The sequence below is a fragment of the Nonomuraea sp. NPDC049607 genome (assembly GCF_040675375.1).
Lineage (GTDB): Bacteria > Actinomycetota > Actinomycetes > Streptosporangiales > Streptosporangiaceae > Nonomuraea.
The window spans coordinates 128354-143708 of sequence record NZ_JBFAOV010000019.1; the positions used below are offsets into that span (position 1 = coordinate 128354).

Sequence of the window (15355 nt, forward strand, 5' to 3'; positions counted from 1 at the left end):
GCAACGGCGTCACAGCGGGGGCGATGAGGGCAGGCGCACGGTCACCGTCAGCCCGCCTTCCTCGCGTGGTTCGGCCACCACCGTGCCTCCATGGGCTCGGGCGGTAGCACGCACGATGGACAGGCCCAGCCCGGTGCCGCGGTCGGAGCGCACCCGGTCGGCTCGCAGGCGGCGGAACGGCTCAAAGATCGTTTCCAGGTCGTAGGCGGGCACGATCGGGCCGCTGTTGGCCACGGACAGCTCCGCTTCGCCGTCGCTCAGCCTGGTCGTCACCCAGACCTCGCCGCCCTGGACGTTGTGCCTGATGGCGTTCTCCACGAGATTCTGCGCCAGCCGTTCGAGCAGGACGGGGTCGCCCTTGGTCGGCGCGGGCGTCAGCGCCTGGTGCAGGACGATGCTCTTGGCGTCGGCCTCCTCACCGGCGTGGTCGACGACGTGGGAGGCGACCTCGGACAGGTCCACGGGCTGATGGCGTTCCAGGACGGGCCTGTCGCTCTCGGCCAGCGCGAGCAGGCCGTCGATGAGACGCTCGTGCCGAGTGTTGACGACCAGCAGTGATTCGCCGAGCCGCTGGGTGTCAGGGGTGGCGTCGGGCCTGCGCAGAGCCACGTCCACCAGCGTCCGGTTGATCGCCAGGGGTGTGCGCAGCTCGTGCGAGGCGTTGGCGATGAAACGTTTCTGCACGTCGAAGGCGTGCGCCAGGCGGGCGAGCATCAAATCGAAGGTGTCGGCCAGGTCCTTCACGTCATGGTTGGAGCCGGTGTAGGCGATGCGCTCGGCGAGATTGTGGCCGTGGGCGACCCGCCGCGCGGTATCGGTGACCTGGTAGAGGGGCTTGAGGACGCGCCCGCTCACCATCCAGCCCGCAATCGTGGCGAGCGCCCCCAGCAGGACGACGACCAGCCCGGCCTGGAGGAGGAAGCGGGTCATCGTCGCCTGCTCGTAGTTCTGCTGGCCGTTGAGCACGTCCCGCTTGGAGACCTTGACCAGCACCACCTTCCCGCTCGGCTCCAGGACGGCATGGCTGGGCAAGAACTCGGGGGCGGCCTGCAGCCTGAGGCGGGTGTCGTCCAGGATTCCCCGGACGATCAGGAAGCTGATGCCCAGCACCAGCACGCCGGAGATGAAGAAGATTCCGCTGTACAGCAGCGTGAGCCGCAGGCGGACGGACAGCTTCACAGGATCCGGTACCCCACTCCCTGGACGGTCTCGATGACCTGAGGCTCGCCCAGCTTGCGGCGCAGGCGCATCATCGTCACCCGCACGGTGTTGGTGAAGGGGTCGGCGTTCTCGTCCCAGGCCTTCTCCAGCAGTTGCTCGGCGGACACGACGGTGCCACCTGCCTTCAGCAGCTCGGCGAGCACGGCGAACTCCTTGCGGGCCATCGCGACGTAGCGCCCGTCGCGGTAGACCTCGCGGCGGGCCTGGTCGAGCCGGATCCCGGAGCGTTCCAGCTGCGGCGGGTCGGCACGCGAAGCGCGTCGGCCCAGTGCGTGGATGCGGGCCAGCAGCTCTTCGAAGGCGAACGGCTTGGTGAGGTAGTCGTCGGCGCCCAGCGACAGCCCCGAGACCCTGGACGGCACGTCCGAGGCGGCAGTGAGCATGAGAACGCGCACAGCGCATTCAGATCCGACCACTGTCCTGGCGACGTCGTCACCGTGCACGCCAGGCAGGTCACGGTCCAGGACGAGCACGTCATAGTCGTGGACGCCGAGTCGTTCGAGCGCGCTCTCCCCGTCATAGGCGACATCCACGGCCATCGCCTCGGCACGCAGCCCTTCGGCGATCGAATCCGCGAGCATCTCCTCGTCCTCGACGATCAACACGCGCAAGGAAGTCCCTCCTTCACCTGAAGATGCCAAACCTGCCGAACGCGGCATAACCCCGACATAACACGATCGCGTAACTGCGATGTTAGGGCGATCCGGATCTACTCGACTCGCATCCACCACCAGCCGGATCGAGGGGATCCATGAAGAAGCTCACCGCCCTGCTCCTGCTCGCCTTGGCCACCGCGTGCTCTGGAGGCGGCACGCAGGCCTCGCCCCAGGCCCAGCAGTCGCTCTACGCCTCCGATGCCGAGGTGAAGTTCGCCCAGTGCGTGCGCGACAACGGCATCGACGACTTTCCGGACACCGTCGGCGATGAGGGCTACGCCATCAAGGACCTCGCCGCCTTCGACAAGGCCCAGCAGACCTGCGCCAAGTGGAGGGAGGCCGGGGGGCTGGCCAAGAAGGTCGACGCCGCCTACATCGACGCCGTGACCGCATTCGCCAAGTGCATGCGAGAGCGCGGCATGAAGGTTCACGACCCCGACCCCAAGACCGGCAACTACCAGGTCGACGTCGACGACAAGGACCGCGCGGCCTTCGAGAAGGCGCAGAACGAGTGCCGTCACCTGCTGCCTCGATGAAAGGAACAGAGATGAAACGCATGCTCGTCGGCCTGGCCGCCGCTGCGGCTGTGGTGACGGGAACCGCCGCCGCCCTGTCCATGGGCGGCGAGAGCGACACGGCCGCCATTTCGCCGCCACCACAGGCCACGGCGGACGTCGTCCGCGGTGACCTGACCGACACGACCTCGCTCTCCGGCAAGATCATCTTCACGGGAGAGCAAGCCGTGCGCGGTCACATCGCCGGGACGATCACAGCGGTGGCCGCCCCTGGCCGGATCCTGCGTCAGGGCCAGGTGCTCTATCGCGTGGACCGCAAGCCCGTCGTGCTGATGTACGGCAAGCTGCCGCTCTACCGGCCGCTCCGCCAGGGAGCCAAGGGCGGGCCCGACGTTCGCCAGCTGGAGAAGGCACTGAAGGCGCTCGGCTACGGCAAGGACGTCACCATCGACGACCGGTTCTCGCGGGCCACCGCTCGCGCCGTACGGGCGTGGCAGAAGCGCGCCGGCCTCCCGCAGACCGGAGTCGTGGACGCCGAGCAGGTCGTGTTCCTGCCATCGAAGATCAGAATCGCGAAGGCGGACGTGGCAGTCGGTGACAGCATCTCCCCTGGCCGCCAGGTGTTCGCAGCGACCGGCACCGACCGCCTCGTCCACCTCGACCTTGACGTCGCCGACCTTGCGCTGGCCAGGAAGGGCGCCATGGTGAAGGTGGAGCTGCCCGGCGGCGGCACGGTCGCCGGGACGTTGGTCACGGTCGGCGCGGTGGCCAAGTCGCGCGAGGGCGACGCCACCATCGACGTCGGCGTCCGGCTCGCCAAGCTCAAGAGTGGGCTCGCTGACCAGACGCCCGTCACCGTGCTGCTGGAGAGCATCAGCAGGCGCGACGTCCTGAGCGTCCCTGTCGAGGCGCTGCTGGCCACCGCCGACGGTGGTTACGGGGTGGAGATCGGTGGGCGCGTGGTCTCCGTCAAGACCGGTGCGTATGGCGGAGGGCGTGTCGAGATCTTCGGCCCTGGGCTGGAAGCGGGCATGAAGGTCGGGGTGCCGGCTACATGATCATTGAGGTCGAGAACGTCAGGAAACGCCACAACGACACTGTCGAGGCGCTGCGCGGCGTGAACCTGAAGGTCGCCGAAGGAGAGCTGCTGGCCATCATCGGCCCATCCGGATCGGGCAAGTCGACGCTGCTCAACCTCCTGGGTACCCTGGATCGCCCCACGTCTGGCACCGTCCGCATCGCTGGGCACGACGTCAGCACGCTGACCGATCGCCAGCTGTCCGTCCTGCGCGCGCTCCACCTGGGCTTCGTCTTTCAGCAGTTTCACCTGGCCGCCGGGGTCCCGATCCTCGACAACGTGGCTGACGGCCTCCTCTACGCGGGACGTCCGCTGACCGAACGCCGCGAACGCGCCCGGACGGCGCTGGAACGCGTCGGCCTCGCTCACCGGCTGGACCACCGTCCGCACCAGCTGTCCGGGGGCGAACAGCAGCGCGTGGCGATCGCCCGAGCCGTCGTCGGCGACCCGCCGCTGCTGCTCGCCGACGAACCCACCGGCAACCTCGACTCCGCCTCGGGCCGGCAGGTGCTCGCCGTTCTGCGCGAGCTTCACACCGCGGGCACCACCATCGTCATGATCACTCACGACATGGACATCGCTCAGTGGTGCCCGAGACGGGTCCGCATCCAGGACGGCAGCATCGGGGAGGACGCATGACCTCACTCGCACCCGTCCGCCTACGGCCACGCGACGTGGCCAGGGTCGGCGCCGCGGGCCTGCGGGCCAGAACATCGCGCGTGGTGATGTCCGCGCTCGGTATCGCCATCGGCATCGCGACGATGATCTCGGTGATCGGCATCTCGGCGTCCGGCCAGGAGCAGCTGCTGCGTCAGCTCGATCAGCTTGGCACCAACCTGCTGCGGGTGGAACCCGGCAAGGCGCTCATGGGCGATCCGGTCAAGCTGCATCCGGACGCCGCCCTCATGGTACGCAGGATCTCCGGCGTCACCGACGCCAGTGTCACCGGCACCGTGGACGCGAGCGTCCGCAGGACCGACCGCATCCCCAAGGAGGACACAGGCGGGCTGACCGTTCAGGCCACCTCCCTGGACCTGCTGAGCACACTCGATGGACGCGTGGGCACCGGACGCTGGTTCGACGAGGCGATCGCCCGCCAGCCGGCCGTCGTCCTCGGCTCGGTCGCCGCCCAGCGGCTCGGTGTCAGCCGTACCGGAGTCCAGGTGTGGGTGGGCGACCGGTGGTTCGCCGTGACCGGGATCCTCGCCCCGGTGCCGCTCGCGCCGGAGATCGACCGTGCCGCGCTGATCGGTTTCCCGGTCGCGCAGGAGCGGCTCGGATTCGACGGTCACCCCACCACCGTGTACGAGCGGTCGAGTGAGGAATCGGTGGAGCAGGTCAGAGGCATGCTTGCGCGGACGGTCAGCCCGGAGCGACCGCACGAGATCGCGGTCTCCCGCCCGTCGGACGCGCTGGTCGCCCGCGCGGCCACCGCGGGCACCTTCACCAACCTGCTGCTCGGACTTGGCGCAGTCGCACTGCTCGTCGGCGGCGTGGGCGTGGCCAACACGATGGTGATCTCGGTGCTGGAGCGCCGCAAAGAGATCGGGCTACGTCGCGCGCTGGGCGCCACACGTGGGCAGATCAGAATCCAGTTCCTGACAGAGTCGCTGCTGCTGTCGGTGCTCGGCGGAGTGGCAGGGCTCGCACTCGGCGGACTGGTGACCGCCGGGTACGCCCTGTGGCAGGGCTGGCCCCCCACGGTGCCCGCGTGGGTGCTGGCCGGCGCCTTCGCCGCCACGCTGGCCGTCGGCGCGATCGCCGGGATCTACCCGGCGATCAGGGCCTCCCACCTGCCTCCCACAGTGGCCCTGGCGTCCAGCTGACGCCAGGACCTACCTGGCGAGCAGGCCGCCGAGGAACAGCACCCCTCCGGCGACGATCCACGTGGCGACGCCCGTCCCCATGAGGCGGCCGAACGTGCGCGGGTCGTGTCGCGACGCGGGGACCAGCCAGGCGGCCAGCGTGGAGCAGGCGGCCACCGCGGCGAACACCCCCGACACCGTGGAGACCGTGCCGAGGCGCTGGGAGCACGCCGACGAGGGCCCGCCGCCCGCGCAGAACGCCTCCAGCCCCCAGCCGGCGAAGACCGACAGGCCCCAGAGCGCCGCCAGCAGGAAGCTCGCGACCGTGGGGATCATCGGCGAGAAGCCGAGGCGAAGCCGCGCCACCTTCCCTCCTTACCCCGCCGGGGACAGGTAAATGCTTTGGAGCCACCGGAAGGCCGCCGCTAAACTGGTCGATTCGCTGCCTTGACCACCTCCGTTTCCGACCTTGGGAGGCGCTTCCGCGTGCCCGCACATCAACTGGCCCCCGACATACCCTCCGACGTGCTCTCCGCCGAGCAGGCCCACCTGGCCGAGTCCAGGGCCGCGCTCACGGCGATGCGGGCCCATGCCCAGTCGTTGTCGGCCGACGCGGCCGGCGACTGGGTCTCGCAGCAGATCCTCCAGTCGCTGCTGGACCAGCGCGTGGCCGCCCTGGCCGACCATCCGGACACGCCGCTGTTCTTCGGCCGGCTCGACCGCGAGGGCGGCGACGACCTGCCGGTCACCATCTACGTCGGCCGCCGCCACGTGCACGACGGCACCAGCCGGCCGCTGGTCATCGACTGGCGCGCGCCGGTGTCCCGCGCGTTCTACCAGGCCAGCCCCGCCGAACCCATGGGCGTCGTACGCCGCCGCCGCTTCGGGTACCACGGCGGCGCGCTGACCGCGTTCGAGGACGAGCCGCTCGGCGAGGGCGGCGAGGTCGGCCCCTCGAAGATCCTTACCGAGGAGATCGAACGCCCGCGCACCGGCCCGATGCGCGACATCGTGGCCACCATCCAGCCCGACCAGGACGAGATCGTCCGCGCGACGCTGGCCCAGACCGTGTGCGTCCAGGGCGCCCCCGGCACCGGGAAGACCGCCGTGGGCCTCCACCGGGCCGCGTACCTGCTGTTCACCCATCGCGAGCGGCTGGCCAGGTCGGGCGTGATGATCGTCGGACCGAACCGGGCGTTCCTGTCCTACATCTCCTCCGTCCTGCCCGCGCTGGGCGAGGTCAAGGTCGACCAGACCACGGTGGCCGGGCTGCTCGGCGAGCACGCCGCCCAGGAGGACCCGGCGGTCTCCGCGGTCAAGGGCGACGCCAGGATGGCCGCGGTGCTCGAACGGGCGCTCTGGATGCACATCGTGAAGCCCGAGGACGGCCTGGTCTTCACGAAGGGCGCCTACCGCTACCGGGTCGCCGATCACGAGGTGCGCGAGATGGTGGCGTCCCTGCGCGGCACCACCCGCTACCTGCCGGGGCGGGCCGCGCTGGCCCAGCGCCTGGCCCACCAGGTGCTCGTACGCATGGAGCAGCGCGGCGAGTCGCCCGACGACCGGGTCCAGGACGCGGTGGCCAGGTCCAAGCCGGTCAAGCAGCTCGTCGAGGCCGTGTGGCCGAAACTGACGCCCGAACAGGTCCTTCACCGCCTGCTGTCAGACCCAGAATTCCTCACTAAAGCCGCCAAAACCGATTTGTCGCCCGACGAGCAGGAAATGCTGCTTTGGCGGAAGCCTTATCGGAGCTGGAAGTCGGCCAAATGGTCGGCCGCCGACGGCGCGCTCCTCGACGAGCTGAACGACCTCATGGAACGCACGCCGTCCCTGGGCCACCTCGTCGTGGACGAGGCCCAGGACCTGTCGGAGATGCAGCTGCGGGCGCTCGGCCGGCGCTGCCGCAACGGCTCGGCCACCGTGCTCGGCGACCTGGCCCAGGGCACCACTCCGTGGTCCACCAGCTCGTGGGAGACCGTGCTGAAGCACCTCGGCCAGGACGAGGGCGAGGTGACCGAGCTGACGCTCGGCTTCCGCGTGCCGCGCGAGGTGCTCGACTACGCGGCCCGCCTACTGCCCTCGATCGCCCCGGCACTGGCCGCCCCGCGGTCGCTGCGTCCGGGCGCGGGCTCGCTCACGGTCCGGCAGGGCGGCACGGTCGCCGAGGCCACCCGGGAGGTGCTGGCCAGGGAGGGCTCGATCGGCGTCATCGTCCCCGACGCGATGGTCGCCGCGGTCTCCGAGGCGCTGTCCGGCCTGCCGCACGCGGTGCTCGACCCCGACTCGGCGCAGGAGCACCGCCTGCTGATCGTGCCCGCCACGCTCGCCAAGGGCCTGGAGTACGACCACGTGATCGTCGTCGAGCCCGCCGACATCGTCGAGGCCGAGCCCCGCGGCCTGGCCCGCCTGTACGTGGTCCTGACCCGAGCGGTCACCTCGCTCACGGTCCTGCACGACAAGCCGCTCCCGGCGCAGCTCGGCGCCTGACGGAGGGCGGGCGCGGCCGCTTCTAGGATGGCCTGAAGGAGCTGTCAACCTAGGAGGATGCCGTGCCCGCACCGCTTCCGCATGAACACCTGCCCTCCGTCCCCGCGCTCGTGGTGGAGAGCGACGACATCCAGGACGGCGAGCGGCTGAACGACCTCCACGTCTTCAACGACTGGGGGATGACCGGCGGGAACGTCTCGCCGCAGCTGCGCTGGTCCGGCGCCCCGGAGGGCACCCGCGGCTACGCCGTCACCTGCCACGACCCCGACGCCCCCACCGGCAGCGGCTTCTGGCACTGGGTGCTGTTCGACCTTCCCGGCGACACCGCCGAGCTCCCCAGGGGCGCGGGCACCGGCCCCGACTTCAAGGGCCTGCCCGCCGGCGCGGTCCACGCCCGCAACGACTACGGCACCAAAGACTACGGCGGCGCCGCTCCCCCGCCCGGCGACCCCCACCGCTACGTCTTCACGGTGCACGCGCTCGGGGTCGACAAGCTGGGCGTCGGCAGCGACGCGAGCCCGGCCGTGGTCGGCTTCAACATCACCGCCAACACGCTGGCCCGCGGTCACGTCATCGCGCACTTCGGCATCTGAGTTCAGCATCTGAGTTCAGCGTCTGAGTTCAGCGTCCGGGTTCAGCGTCCGAGTTCTGGGCCCGGGTTCGGGGGCCGAGTTCGGCACAACACCGCGGCGAAGGCGCCCCGTTCGCATACGGAGCGCCTTCGCCGTGGTGCCGCGTCGGGTCTCGTACGCCCCCGCGTCACCCAGACGGGTTCAGTCGTCCTGCACGGTGCCGTCCGCGAACGTGATGTCCCCGGGAGCGTCGGTCGAGGTGTCCTCACGCTCGTCCGCCGACATGTCCTCGCCCTCGTCGGAACCCTCGTCGGCGCCCTCGTCGGCGCCCTCGTTCGCCGAGGCGTCCTCGCTCTCGTCCGACACGTCCGCGCCCTCGTTCGCCGACGTGTCCTCGCTCTCGTCCGACACGTCCGCGCGATCGTCGGACGACTCGTCCTCGAAGGCGTCCGACAGGTCCTCACGCTGGTCCGACGACGTCCACCTCGACGGCGAGGCGCAGTAGTCGCGGTCGTACAGCTCCAGGTAGCCCGCGCAGTAGGGTACGTCCACGTACTCCAGCGACTCGTCCAGGTAACCGTGGTCGTCGGCCTCGGCCGGCATGGTCATGGCGGCAGCGGCGGCCAGCATGACGGCGCCGAGCCCGAGAACGCGCGCGGTGCGGGAATTCATGTAACTACTCCTTTTGTGCGGTGAATGTCACTTCGTGTCGTTACTTTCCGTAGTCAATAACTACTAAACGTGACCGCACTGGACACAACAAAAGGCGGCCGGATCCTTGGAGATCCGAACCGCCTTCTGATGCGTCAGCGACCAGGCGAAGCCTAGAAGTCCATGTCGCCGCCGCCGGGCATGCCGGCCGGAGCAGCAGGGGTCTTCTCGGGCTTCTCCGCGATGACGGCCTCGGTGGTCAGGAAGAGCGCCGCGATGGAGGCGGCGTTCTGCAGCGCGGAGCGCGTCACCTTGGCCGGGTCGATGATCCCGGACTCGAACATGTTGACGTACTCGCCGGAAGCGGCGTTGAGGCCCTCGCCCGGGGTCAGGTTGCGCACCTTCTCCACGACGACGCCACCCTCGAGACCGGCGTTGACCGCGATCTGCTTGAGCGGCTCCTCCAGAGCCTTCTTCACGATCGCCGCGCCGGTGGCCTCGTCGCCGTTGAGCTCGAGCTTGTCGAACGCCTTGGCGCCGGCCTGCAGCAGCGCCACGCCACCGCCGGGGACGATGCCCTCCTCGACGGCCGCCTTGGCGTTGCGCACGGCGTCCTCGATGCGGTGCTTGCGCTCCTTGAGCTCGACCTCGGTCGCCGCGCCGGCCTTGATGACCGCCACGCCACCGGCCAGCTTGGCCAGGCGCTCCTGCAGCTTCTCACGGTCGTAGTCGGAGTCGGTGCGCTCGATCTCGGCGCGGATCTCGTTGACCCGGCCGGAGATCGCCTCGGCGTCACCGGCGCCGTCGACGATGGTGGTCTCGTCCTTGGTCACCACGACCTTGCGGGCGCGGCCGAGCAGGTCGAGGGTGGCGGTCTCCAGCTTGAGGCCGACCTCCTCGGCGATGACCTGACCACCGGTCAGGATCGCGATGTCGCCCAGCATGGCCTTGCGGCGGTCGCCGAAGCCCGGGGCCTTGACGGCCACGGAGCGGAACAGGCCGCGGATCTTGTTGACCACCAGGGTCGCCAGAGCCTCGCCGTCGACGTCCTCGGCGATGATCAGCAGCGGCTTGCCGGACTGCACGACCTTGTCGAGCAGCGGCAGCAGGTCCTTGTTGGCCGAGACCTTGCTGTTGACGATCAGGATGTACGGGTCTTCGAGCACGGCCTCCATACGGTCGGAGTCGGTCACGAAGTACATCGACGTCATGCCCTTGTCGAAGCGCATGCCCTCGGTGAGCTCAAGCTCGAGACCGAAGGTGTTGCTCTCCTCGACGGTGATGACGCCTTCCTTGCCGACCTTGTCCATCGCCTCGGCGATGAGCGAGCCGATCTCGGGGTCGGCGGCGGAGATGGAGGCGGTGGAGGCGATCTGCTCCTTGGTCTCCACGTCCTTGGCCAGCTTGGAGAGCTCCTCGCTGACGCGCTCGACGGCGGCCTCGATGCCCTTCTTCAGTGCCATCGGGTTGGCGCCGGCGGCGACGTTGCGCAGACCTTCGCGCACCAGCGCCTGGGCGAGCACGGTGGCCGTGGTGGTGCCGTCGCCGGCGACGTCGTCAGTCTTCTTGGCGACTTCCTTGACCAGCTCGGCGCCGATCTTCTCCCACGGGTCCTCGAGCTCGATCTCCTTGGCGATGGAGACGCCGTCGTTGGTGATCGTGGGAGCGCCCCACTTCTTCTCCAGCACGACGTTGCGCCCCTTGGGACCAAGGGTCACCTTGACGGCGTCGGCGAGCTGGTTCATACCGCGCTCGAGACCGCGCCGGGCGTCCTCGTCAAACGCGATCATCTTGGCTGCCATAAGGCTAGACCTCCCAGATGCAGGGTGGCGTGTGCTGGACCGAGCCGACGCCCGCGACGGCATGGGTCTGCATCTCCGTTCGGCAGACCCCATCGTCTCGATCCGGGTTGTTGGCACTCTGCCATACAGAGTGCCAACGAACTGTTTAGCACTCTACCCTGCCGAGTGCAAGCCACGGGCCCCCTGCCCCAGGTCATCGGGCAGGTCATCGGGCACACCGGTTCGTACGGCGAGCCGCCCCAGGAGGTGCGGCCCGCCGTGCGAAGCCGACGGAGGAAACAGTGGCGGGCTCACGCGGACTGCGCTGCCGCGCGTGCCGCCCGGTTCACACCGGCGACGGTGGGTCAGACCGCGCGGACGGACTCCGCCTGCGGCCCCTTCTGGCCCTGCGTGATCTCGAACTCGACGCGCTGACCCTGTTCGAGAGATCGGTACCCGTCCATCATGATCGCTGAGTAATGGACGAATACATCCTTACCACCGTCTACCGCGATGAAGCCGTAGCCCTTGTCCGCGTTGAACCACTTGACGGTGCCCTGCGCCACTTCCGACTCCTCTTACTGGGCTCGCAGATCTCGCCCATTCCTCCGCGAGACCTGTAATCGCCTGACTTTTGGGAAAATCAGCCATACGATCGCCCTCGACCATACCTGTGGCACGGGGTTTGGCAACAGAGTCAATCGACAAACCGCTAATTTCATCGAAGGCTGAGTCGTTCGAGTTGAATTGGGTTCTAAAACAAGAAGGCGCCCACAAGGGGCGCCTTCAAGAGTCGGGGGGTCCGGCGGTCAGCCGCCCGCGACGGCGGGGATGATGGAGATCTGTGTGCCTTCGGGGGCGGGAGTGTCCAAGCCTTCGACGAAACGGACATCCTCTTCGCCAACGTAAACGTTGACAAAACGACGAATCTTGCCCGATTCATCCAGAATTCTCGCGCCGATCCCCGGGTAGTCGGAGTCGAGCTTGGCGAGAACGTCACGAAGAGTCGCCCCTTCGCCACTCACTTCGGCGTTACCCCCGGTGTAAGTGCGCAGAATGGTGGGAATCCGCACAGAAACGCTCATGGTTTTTGTTGCCTTTCCTGGATTGTCAGACAGTCGCGCGGAACGCGTCGAGAGAGGGCCGGATCACGGCGGTGGGCCGCGCGTCGTCGCTGATCGCGTCGAGCGTCTTGAGGCCGTCGCCGGTGTTCAGGACCACGGTCTCGGCCTCGGGGTCGAGCCTGCCCGTCTCGACGAGCTTCTTCAGCACGCCCACCGTGACGCCGCCCGCGGTCTCGGCGAAGATGCCCTCGGTGGAGGCCAGGAGCTTGATCGCGGCGACGATCTCCGGGTCGGTGACGTCCTCGACGCCCCCGCCGGTACGCCGGGCGATGTCCAGCACGTACGGCCCGTCGGCGGGGTTGCCGATGGCCAGCGACTTGGCGATCGTGTCCGGCTTGACCGGCTGGACCACGTCGTGCCCCGCCTTGTACGCCGTCGAGACCGGCGAGCACCCGGCCGCCTGCGCCCCGAACACCTTGTACGGCGTGTCCTCGACCAGCCCGAGCGCGATCAGCTCCTTGAACCCCTTGTCGATCTTCGTGAGCTGGGAGCCCGAGGCGATGGGGATGACGATCTGCTCCGGCAGCCGCCAGCCGAGCTGCTCGGCGATCTCGTACGCGAGCGTCTTGGACCCCTCGGCGTAGTACGGCCGCAGGTTGACGTTGACGAACCCCCACCTCTCGCCCAGCGGGTCACCGATCAGCTCGGAACAGAACCGGTTGACCTCGTCGTAGGTGCCCTCGATCCCGACCAGCCGGCCGCCGAACACCCGGGCCATGGCGATCTTGGCCGCTTCGAGGTCGGCCGGGATGAACACGCACGCGTCGAGGCCGGCCCGCGCGGCGGCGGCGGTGACCGCGCCGGCGAGGTTGCCCGTGGAGGAGCAGGAGAGCGTGTGGAACCCGAAGTTCCTGGCCGCCTCGACGGCGATGGCGACCACGCGGTCCTTGAAGGAGTGGGTGGGGTTGCCCGAGTCGTCCTTCACGAACAGGGACCGGAGGCCGAGCGCCTTGCCGAGGTTGCCGGCCTTGACCAGCTTCGTCCAGCCCGGGTTCATGTTGGGCTTGCTCGCCACGTCGGCGGGGACCGGAAGCAGGGAACGGTAGCGCCAGATGTTGGCGGGGCCGGACTCGATGTCCGCGCGGGTCACCTGGCCGAAGGAGTAGGCCGCTTCGAGCGGCCCGAAACACTCCAGGCAGGCGAAGCTGGGGCCCAGGGGGTAGCGCGTGCCGCACTCGCGGCAGGACAGAGCGACGGCAGGACCAAAGTCGAGCGACATGAAGCGAGGCCTTCCCTCATCTTCGCCCGCGGCCACCTTGACCGCGAACCGGAATTGGCACCTTGTCCCGGTCGGCCTCGCCAGGTCGCGAGTACAAGCCGGGAGGGTTGCCGGGGCTTCGCAGGGCCGGTCCCTCCACCCCTCTGGATGAGCAATATTCAGTTGTCGAAAGGGACTCTACCTTCTCAAGTGGCCGAAACGGCCACCCATCTCAGAAGGTGAGAAAGCTTGTCTCACCGATAGTCCTCCCCGAGGACTCCCTGCACGTACTTGCGGGCCTGGTGGATGCGGGACTTGGCGGTACCGAGCGGGATGTTGAGCTGCTCGGCCACCTCGTTGTAGTCGAGCTGGACGATGTCGCGCAGCACCAGCGCCTGGGCCAGGTCGGGCTTGTCGGCCTCCAGCGCCTCCATCGCGTCGAGCAGGTCGAGCCGCGAGCCGGCGATCACGCTGACCCGCCGCGCGTCCGGCTTCTGCATCGGCAGCTCCTCCGACGTCTGCTCGGCGGCCCTGCGCTTCAGCGACCGGTACGTGGTGCGCGCGCAGTTGGCGGTCACGATGTGCAGCCAGGTGCTGAACCTGGCCCGCCCCTCGAACCGCCCGATGTTGCGCGCCACGGCCAGCAGTGTGTCCTGCGAGGCTTCTTCCGCGTCCTGGTGATAGGGCAGGATCCGGGCGCAGTGGCGCATCACGTCAGGCTCGATCCTGGCCAGGAGCTCGCCGAGCGCGCGATGGTCTCCGGCCGCGGCCGAGCGGGCGAGTTCCTCGGTTAGCTCATCTAGCGCCATAGCTGGGATCCTATGGGCGAAGGGAGCCCAAATGAACAGCGTTCTCGTGGCGTCCAACCGCGGGCCGGTCTCCTTCACCGTCGACGACGACGGTGAGCTGACCATGAAACGCGGTGGTGGGGGCCTGGTCTCGGGCCTGTCGGGGGTGGCCAAGGAGCACGGCGTGCTGTGGGTGTGCGCCGCGCTGTCCGACGGCGACCGCAGCGCCGTACGCCTCGCTCCGGGGGGCCGGCTCGACCGGACGGGCTACGACACGGGCGCGTTGCGGATGCTCGACATCCCCGCGGCCACCTTCCACCGCGCCTACAACGCCGTGGCCAACTCGACCCTGTGGTTCGTCAACCACCTGCTGTACGACATCCCCAACTCCCCCAGCTTCGGCACCAAGTTCCGGCGCGAGTGGGAGTCCTACCGCGACTACAACGGCGCGTTCGCGCTGGCGCTGGCCGAGGAGGCCGGGCACGGCGCGCGCGTGATGGTCCAGGACTACCACCTGACGCTCACCCCGGCGATGCTCCGCGCCGAGCGCCCCGACCTGCGCATCGCCCATTTCAGCCACACGCCGTGGGCGCCCCCGGAGTACTTCTCCCTGCTGCCCGACGCGGTGACCAGGGAGGTCCTGGACGGCATCCTGGGGGCCGACCACGCGGGCTTCCTCACCGCGCGGTGGGCGGCGGCGTTCATGGACTGCTGCGAGGCGCTGCTGGGCGCGCGGGTGGACCGCGCGGCCCGCACGGTCACCCACGAGGGCAGGAAGACGCGCGTCGGCGTGCACAGCCTGGGCGTGGACGGCGCTGCGCTGTGGGCGCGGGCCTGCGAGCCCGACGTCGAGTCGCACATGGCCGCGCTCGCCGAGCAGGTGGCCGGGCGGCGGCTGATCGTCCGCATCGACCGCACCGAGCTGTCCAAGAACATCGTGCGCGGGCTGCTGGCCTACCGGGAGTTCCTGGCCGCCCATCCGGAGTGGCACGGCAAGGTGGTCCACCTGGCCTTCGCCTACCCGAGCCGGCACGACCTGCCCGAATACCGCGAGTACACCGCGTCGGTGCAGCGCTGCGCGCGCGAGATCGAGGACGAGTACGCCACCGAGGACTGGGACCCGGTCATCCTCAACGTCAACGACGACTACCCGCGCTCGCTGGCCGCCTACCGCCTGGCGGACGTGCTGCTGGTCAACCCCATCCGCGACGGCATGAACCTGGTGGCCAAGGAGGGGCCCGTCCTGTCGCCGCGCTGCGCCCTGGTGCTCTCGCGCGAGGCGGGGGCGGCGGCCGAGCTGGGGCCGTACGCGCTGGTGGTCAACCCCTACGACGTGAGCGGCACGGCGGCCGCGCTGCACGAGGCCCTGGTGATGCCCGAGGACGAGCGCAGGCGCCGCCGCGACCGGCTGTACGAGGCGGCCACCGCGCTGCCGCCGCACAAGTGGCTGGAATCCCAGCTCGATGCCCTGCTTTAACA

At 69.2% G+C, this 15355-nt stretch carries 16 protein-coding genes and 1 riboswitch; of the genes, 7 read left to right on the forward strand and 9 right to left on the reverse strand.

Features of this window, described 5'->3' with window-relative positions; genetic code table 11:
- Nucleotides 1-9: 9 nt before the first annotated feature.
- Together AB0J97_RS31775 and AB0J97_RS31780 are read right to left on the reverse strand one after the other, a co-directional pair.
- Entirely contained in the window at nucleotides 10-1179 is a 1170-nt protein-coding gene (locus AB0J97_RS31775) for a HAMP domain-containing sensor histidine kinase (protein ID WP_364095433.1), read from the reverse strand.
- Nucleotides 1176-1832: a response regulator transcription factor gene (locus tag AB0J97_RS31780; protein WP_364095436.1), complete on the reverse strand. Its 657-nt coding sequence runs from the start codon at nucleotides 1830-1832 to the stop codon at nucleotides 1176-1178. The genes AB0J97_RS31775 and AB0J97_RS31780 overlap by 4 nt, the downstream gene beginning before the upstream one ends.
- Nucleotides 1833-1972: 140 nt before the next feature.
- On the opposite strand from AB0J97_RS31780, the gene AB0J97_RS31785 reads away from it, so the two are divergent.
- The 4 genes from AB0J97_RS31785 to AB0J97_RS31800 are packed head-to-tail and all read left to right on the forward strand — an operon-like array spanning nucleotide 1973 to nucleotide 5296.
- Nucleotides 1973-2413, forward strand: a complete 441-nt coding sequence (locus AB0J97_RS31785; protein WP_364095439.1) for a hypothetical protein — start codon at nucleotides 1973-1975, stop codon at nucleotides 2411-2413.
- Between the two features lie 11 nt (nucleotides 2414-2424).
- On the forward strand, nucleotides 2425-3450 hold the full coding sequence (locus tag AB0J97_RS31790; protein ID WP_364095442.1) for a peptidoglycan-binding protein: 1026 nt from the start codon (nucleotides 2425-2427) through the stop codon (nucleotides 3448-3450).
- Nucleotides 3447-4109 (forward strand): ABC transporter ATP-binding protein, encoded by a 663-nt coding sequence (locus tag AB0J97_RS31795; protein ID WP_364095445.1) that lies wholly within the window; start codon nucleotides 3447-3449, stop codon nucleotides 4107-4109. Before AB0J97_RS31790 ends, AB0J97_RS31795 begins: the two co-directional genes overlap by 4 nt.
- Nucleotides 4106-5296 (forward strand): ABC transporter permease, encoded by a 1191-nt coding sequence (locus tag AB0J97_RS31800; protein WP_364095448.1) that lies wholly within the window; start codon nucleotides 4106-4108, stop codon nucleotides 5294-5296. The genes AB0J97_RS31795 and AB0J97_RS31800 overlap by 4 nt, the downstream gene beginning before the upstream one ends.
- Before the next feature lie 9 nt (nucleotides 5297-5305).
- Here AB0J97_RS31800 and AB0J97_RS31805 read toward each other — a convergent pair whose 3' ends face one another.
- Complete coding sequence (locus AB0J97_RS31805) at nucleotides 5306-5641, reverse strand: hypothetical protein (protein WP_357696630.1); 336 nt, start codon at nucleotides 5639-5641, stop codon at nucleotides 5306-5308.
- 120 nt (nucleotides 5642-5761) lie between these two features.
- Between AB0J97_RS31805 and AB0J97_RS31810 the strand changes: the two genes are divergently transcribed.
- Nucleotides 5762-7762, forward strand: a complete 2001-nt coding sequence (locus AB0J97_RS31810; RefSeq protein WP_364095451.1) for an AAA family ATPase — start codon at nucleotides 5762-5764, stop codon at nucleotides 7760-7762.
- Between the two features lie 62 nt (nucleotides 7763-7824).
- A complete protein-coding gene (locus AB0J97_RS31815; protein WP_357696634.1) occupies nucleotides 7825-8355 on the forward strand; it encodes a YbhB/YbcL family Raf kinase inhibitor-like protein in 531 nt (176 codons plus the stop codon).
- 180 nt (nucleotides 8356-8535) lie between these two features.
- Here AB0J97_RS31815 and AB0J97_RS31820 read toward each other — a convergent pair whose 3' ends face one another.
- From AB0J97_RS31820 to AB0J97_RS31845, 6 genes are all read right to left on the reverse strand, one after another.
- Nucleotides 8536-9006: a hypothetical protein gene (locus tag AB0J97_RS31820; protein ID WP_364095455.1), complete on the reverse strand. Its 471-nt coding sequence runs from the start codon at nucleotides 9004-9006 to the stop codon at nucleotides 8536-8538.
- A gap of 152 nt (nucleotides 9007-9158) precedes the next feature.
- Nucleotides 9159-10787 carry a chaperonin GroEL gene (gene groL, locus AB0J97_RS31825; RefSeq protein WP_357696638.1) on the reverse strand — a complete coding sequence of 543 codons (1629 nt, stop codon included), beginning with the start codon at nucleotides 10785-10787 and terminating at the stop codon, nucleotides 9159-9161.
- Between the two features lie 344 nt (nucleotides 10788-11131).
- Complete coding sequence (locus AB0J97_RS31830) at nucleotides 11132-11332, reverse strand: cold-shock protein (protein ID WP_068927743.1); 201 nt, start codon at nucleotides 11330-11332, stop codon at nucleotides 11132-11134.
- A 243-nt stretch (nucleotides 11333-11575) separates the two neighbouring features.
- Nucleotides 11576-11851 carry a MoaD/ThiS family protein gene (locus AB0J97_RS31835; protein WP_364095458.1) on the reverse strand — a complete coding sequence of 92 codons (276 nt, stop codon included), beginning with the start codon at nucleotides 11849-11851 and terminating at the stop codon, nucleotides 11576-11578.
- Between the two features lie 25 nt (nucleotides 11852-11876).
- Nucleotides 11877-13109: a threonine synthase gene (thrC, locus tag AB0J97_RS31840; protein WP_357696642.1), complete on the reverse strand. Its 1233-nt coding sequence runs from the start codon at nucleotides 13107-13109 to the stop codon at nucleotides 11877-11879.
- A 13-nt stretch (nucleotides 13110-13122) separates the two neighbouring features.
- Nucleotides 13123-13263: riboswitch (SAM riboswitch) on the reverse strand.
- 79 nt (nucleotides 13264-13342) lie between these two features.
- Nucleotides 13343-13897 carry an RNA polymerase sigma factor gene (locus tag AB0J97_RS31845; RefSeq protein WP_189654051.1) on the reverse strand — a complete coding sequence of 185 codons (555 nt, stop codon included), beginning with the start codon at nucleotides 13895-13897 and terminating at the stop codon, nucleotides 13343-13345.
- A gap of 31 nt (nucleotides 13898-13928) precedes the next feature.
- On the opposite strand from AB0J97_RS31845, the gene AB0J97_RS31850 reads away from it, so the two are divergent.
- A complete protein-coding gene (locus AB0J97_RS31850; protein ID WP_357696644.1) occupies nucleotides 13929-15353 on the forward strand; it encodes a trehalose-6-phosphate synthase in 1425 nt (474 codons plus the stop codon).
- Nucleotides 15354-15355 lie beyond the last annotated feature (2 nt).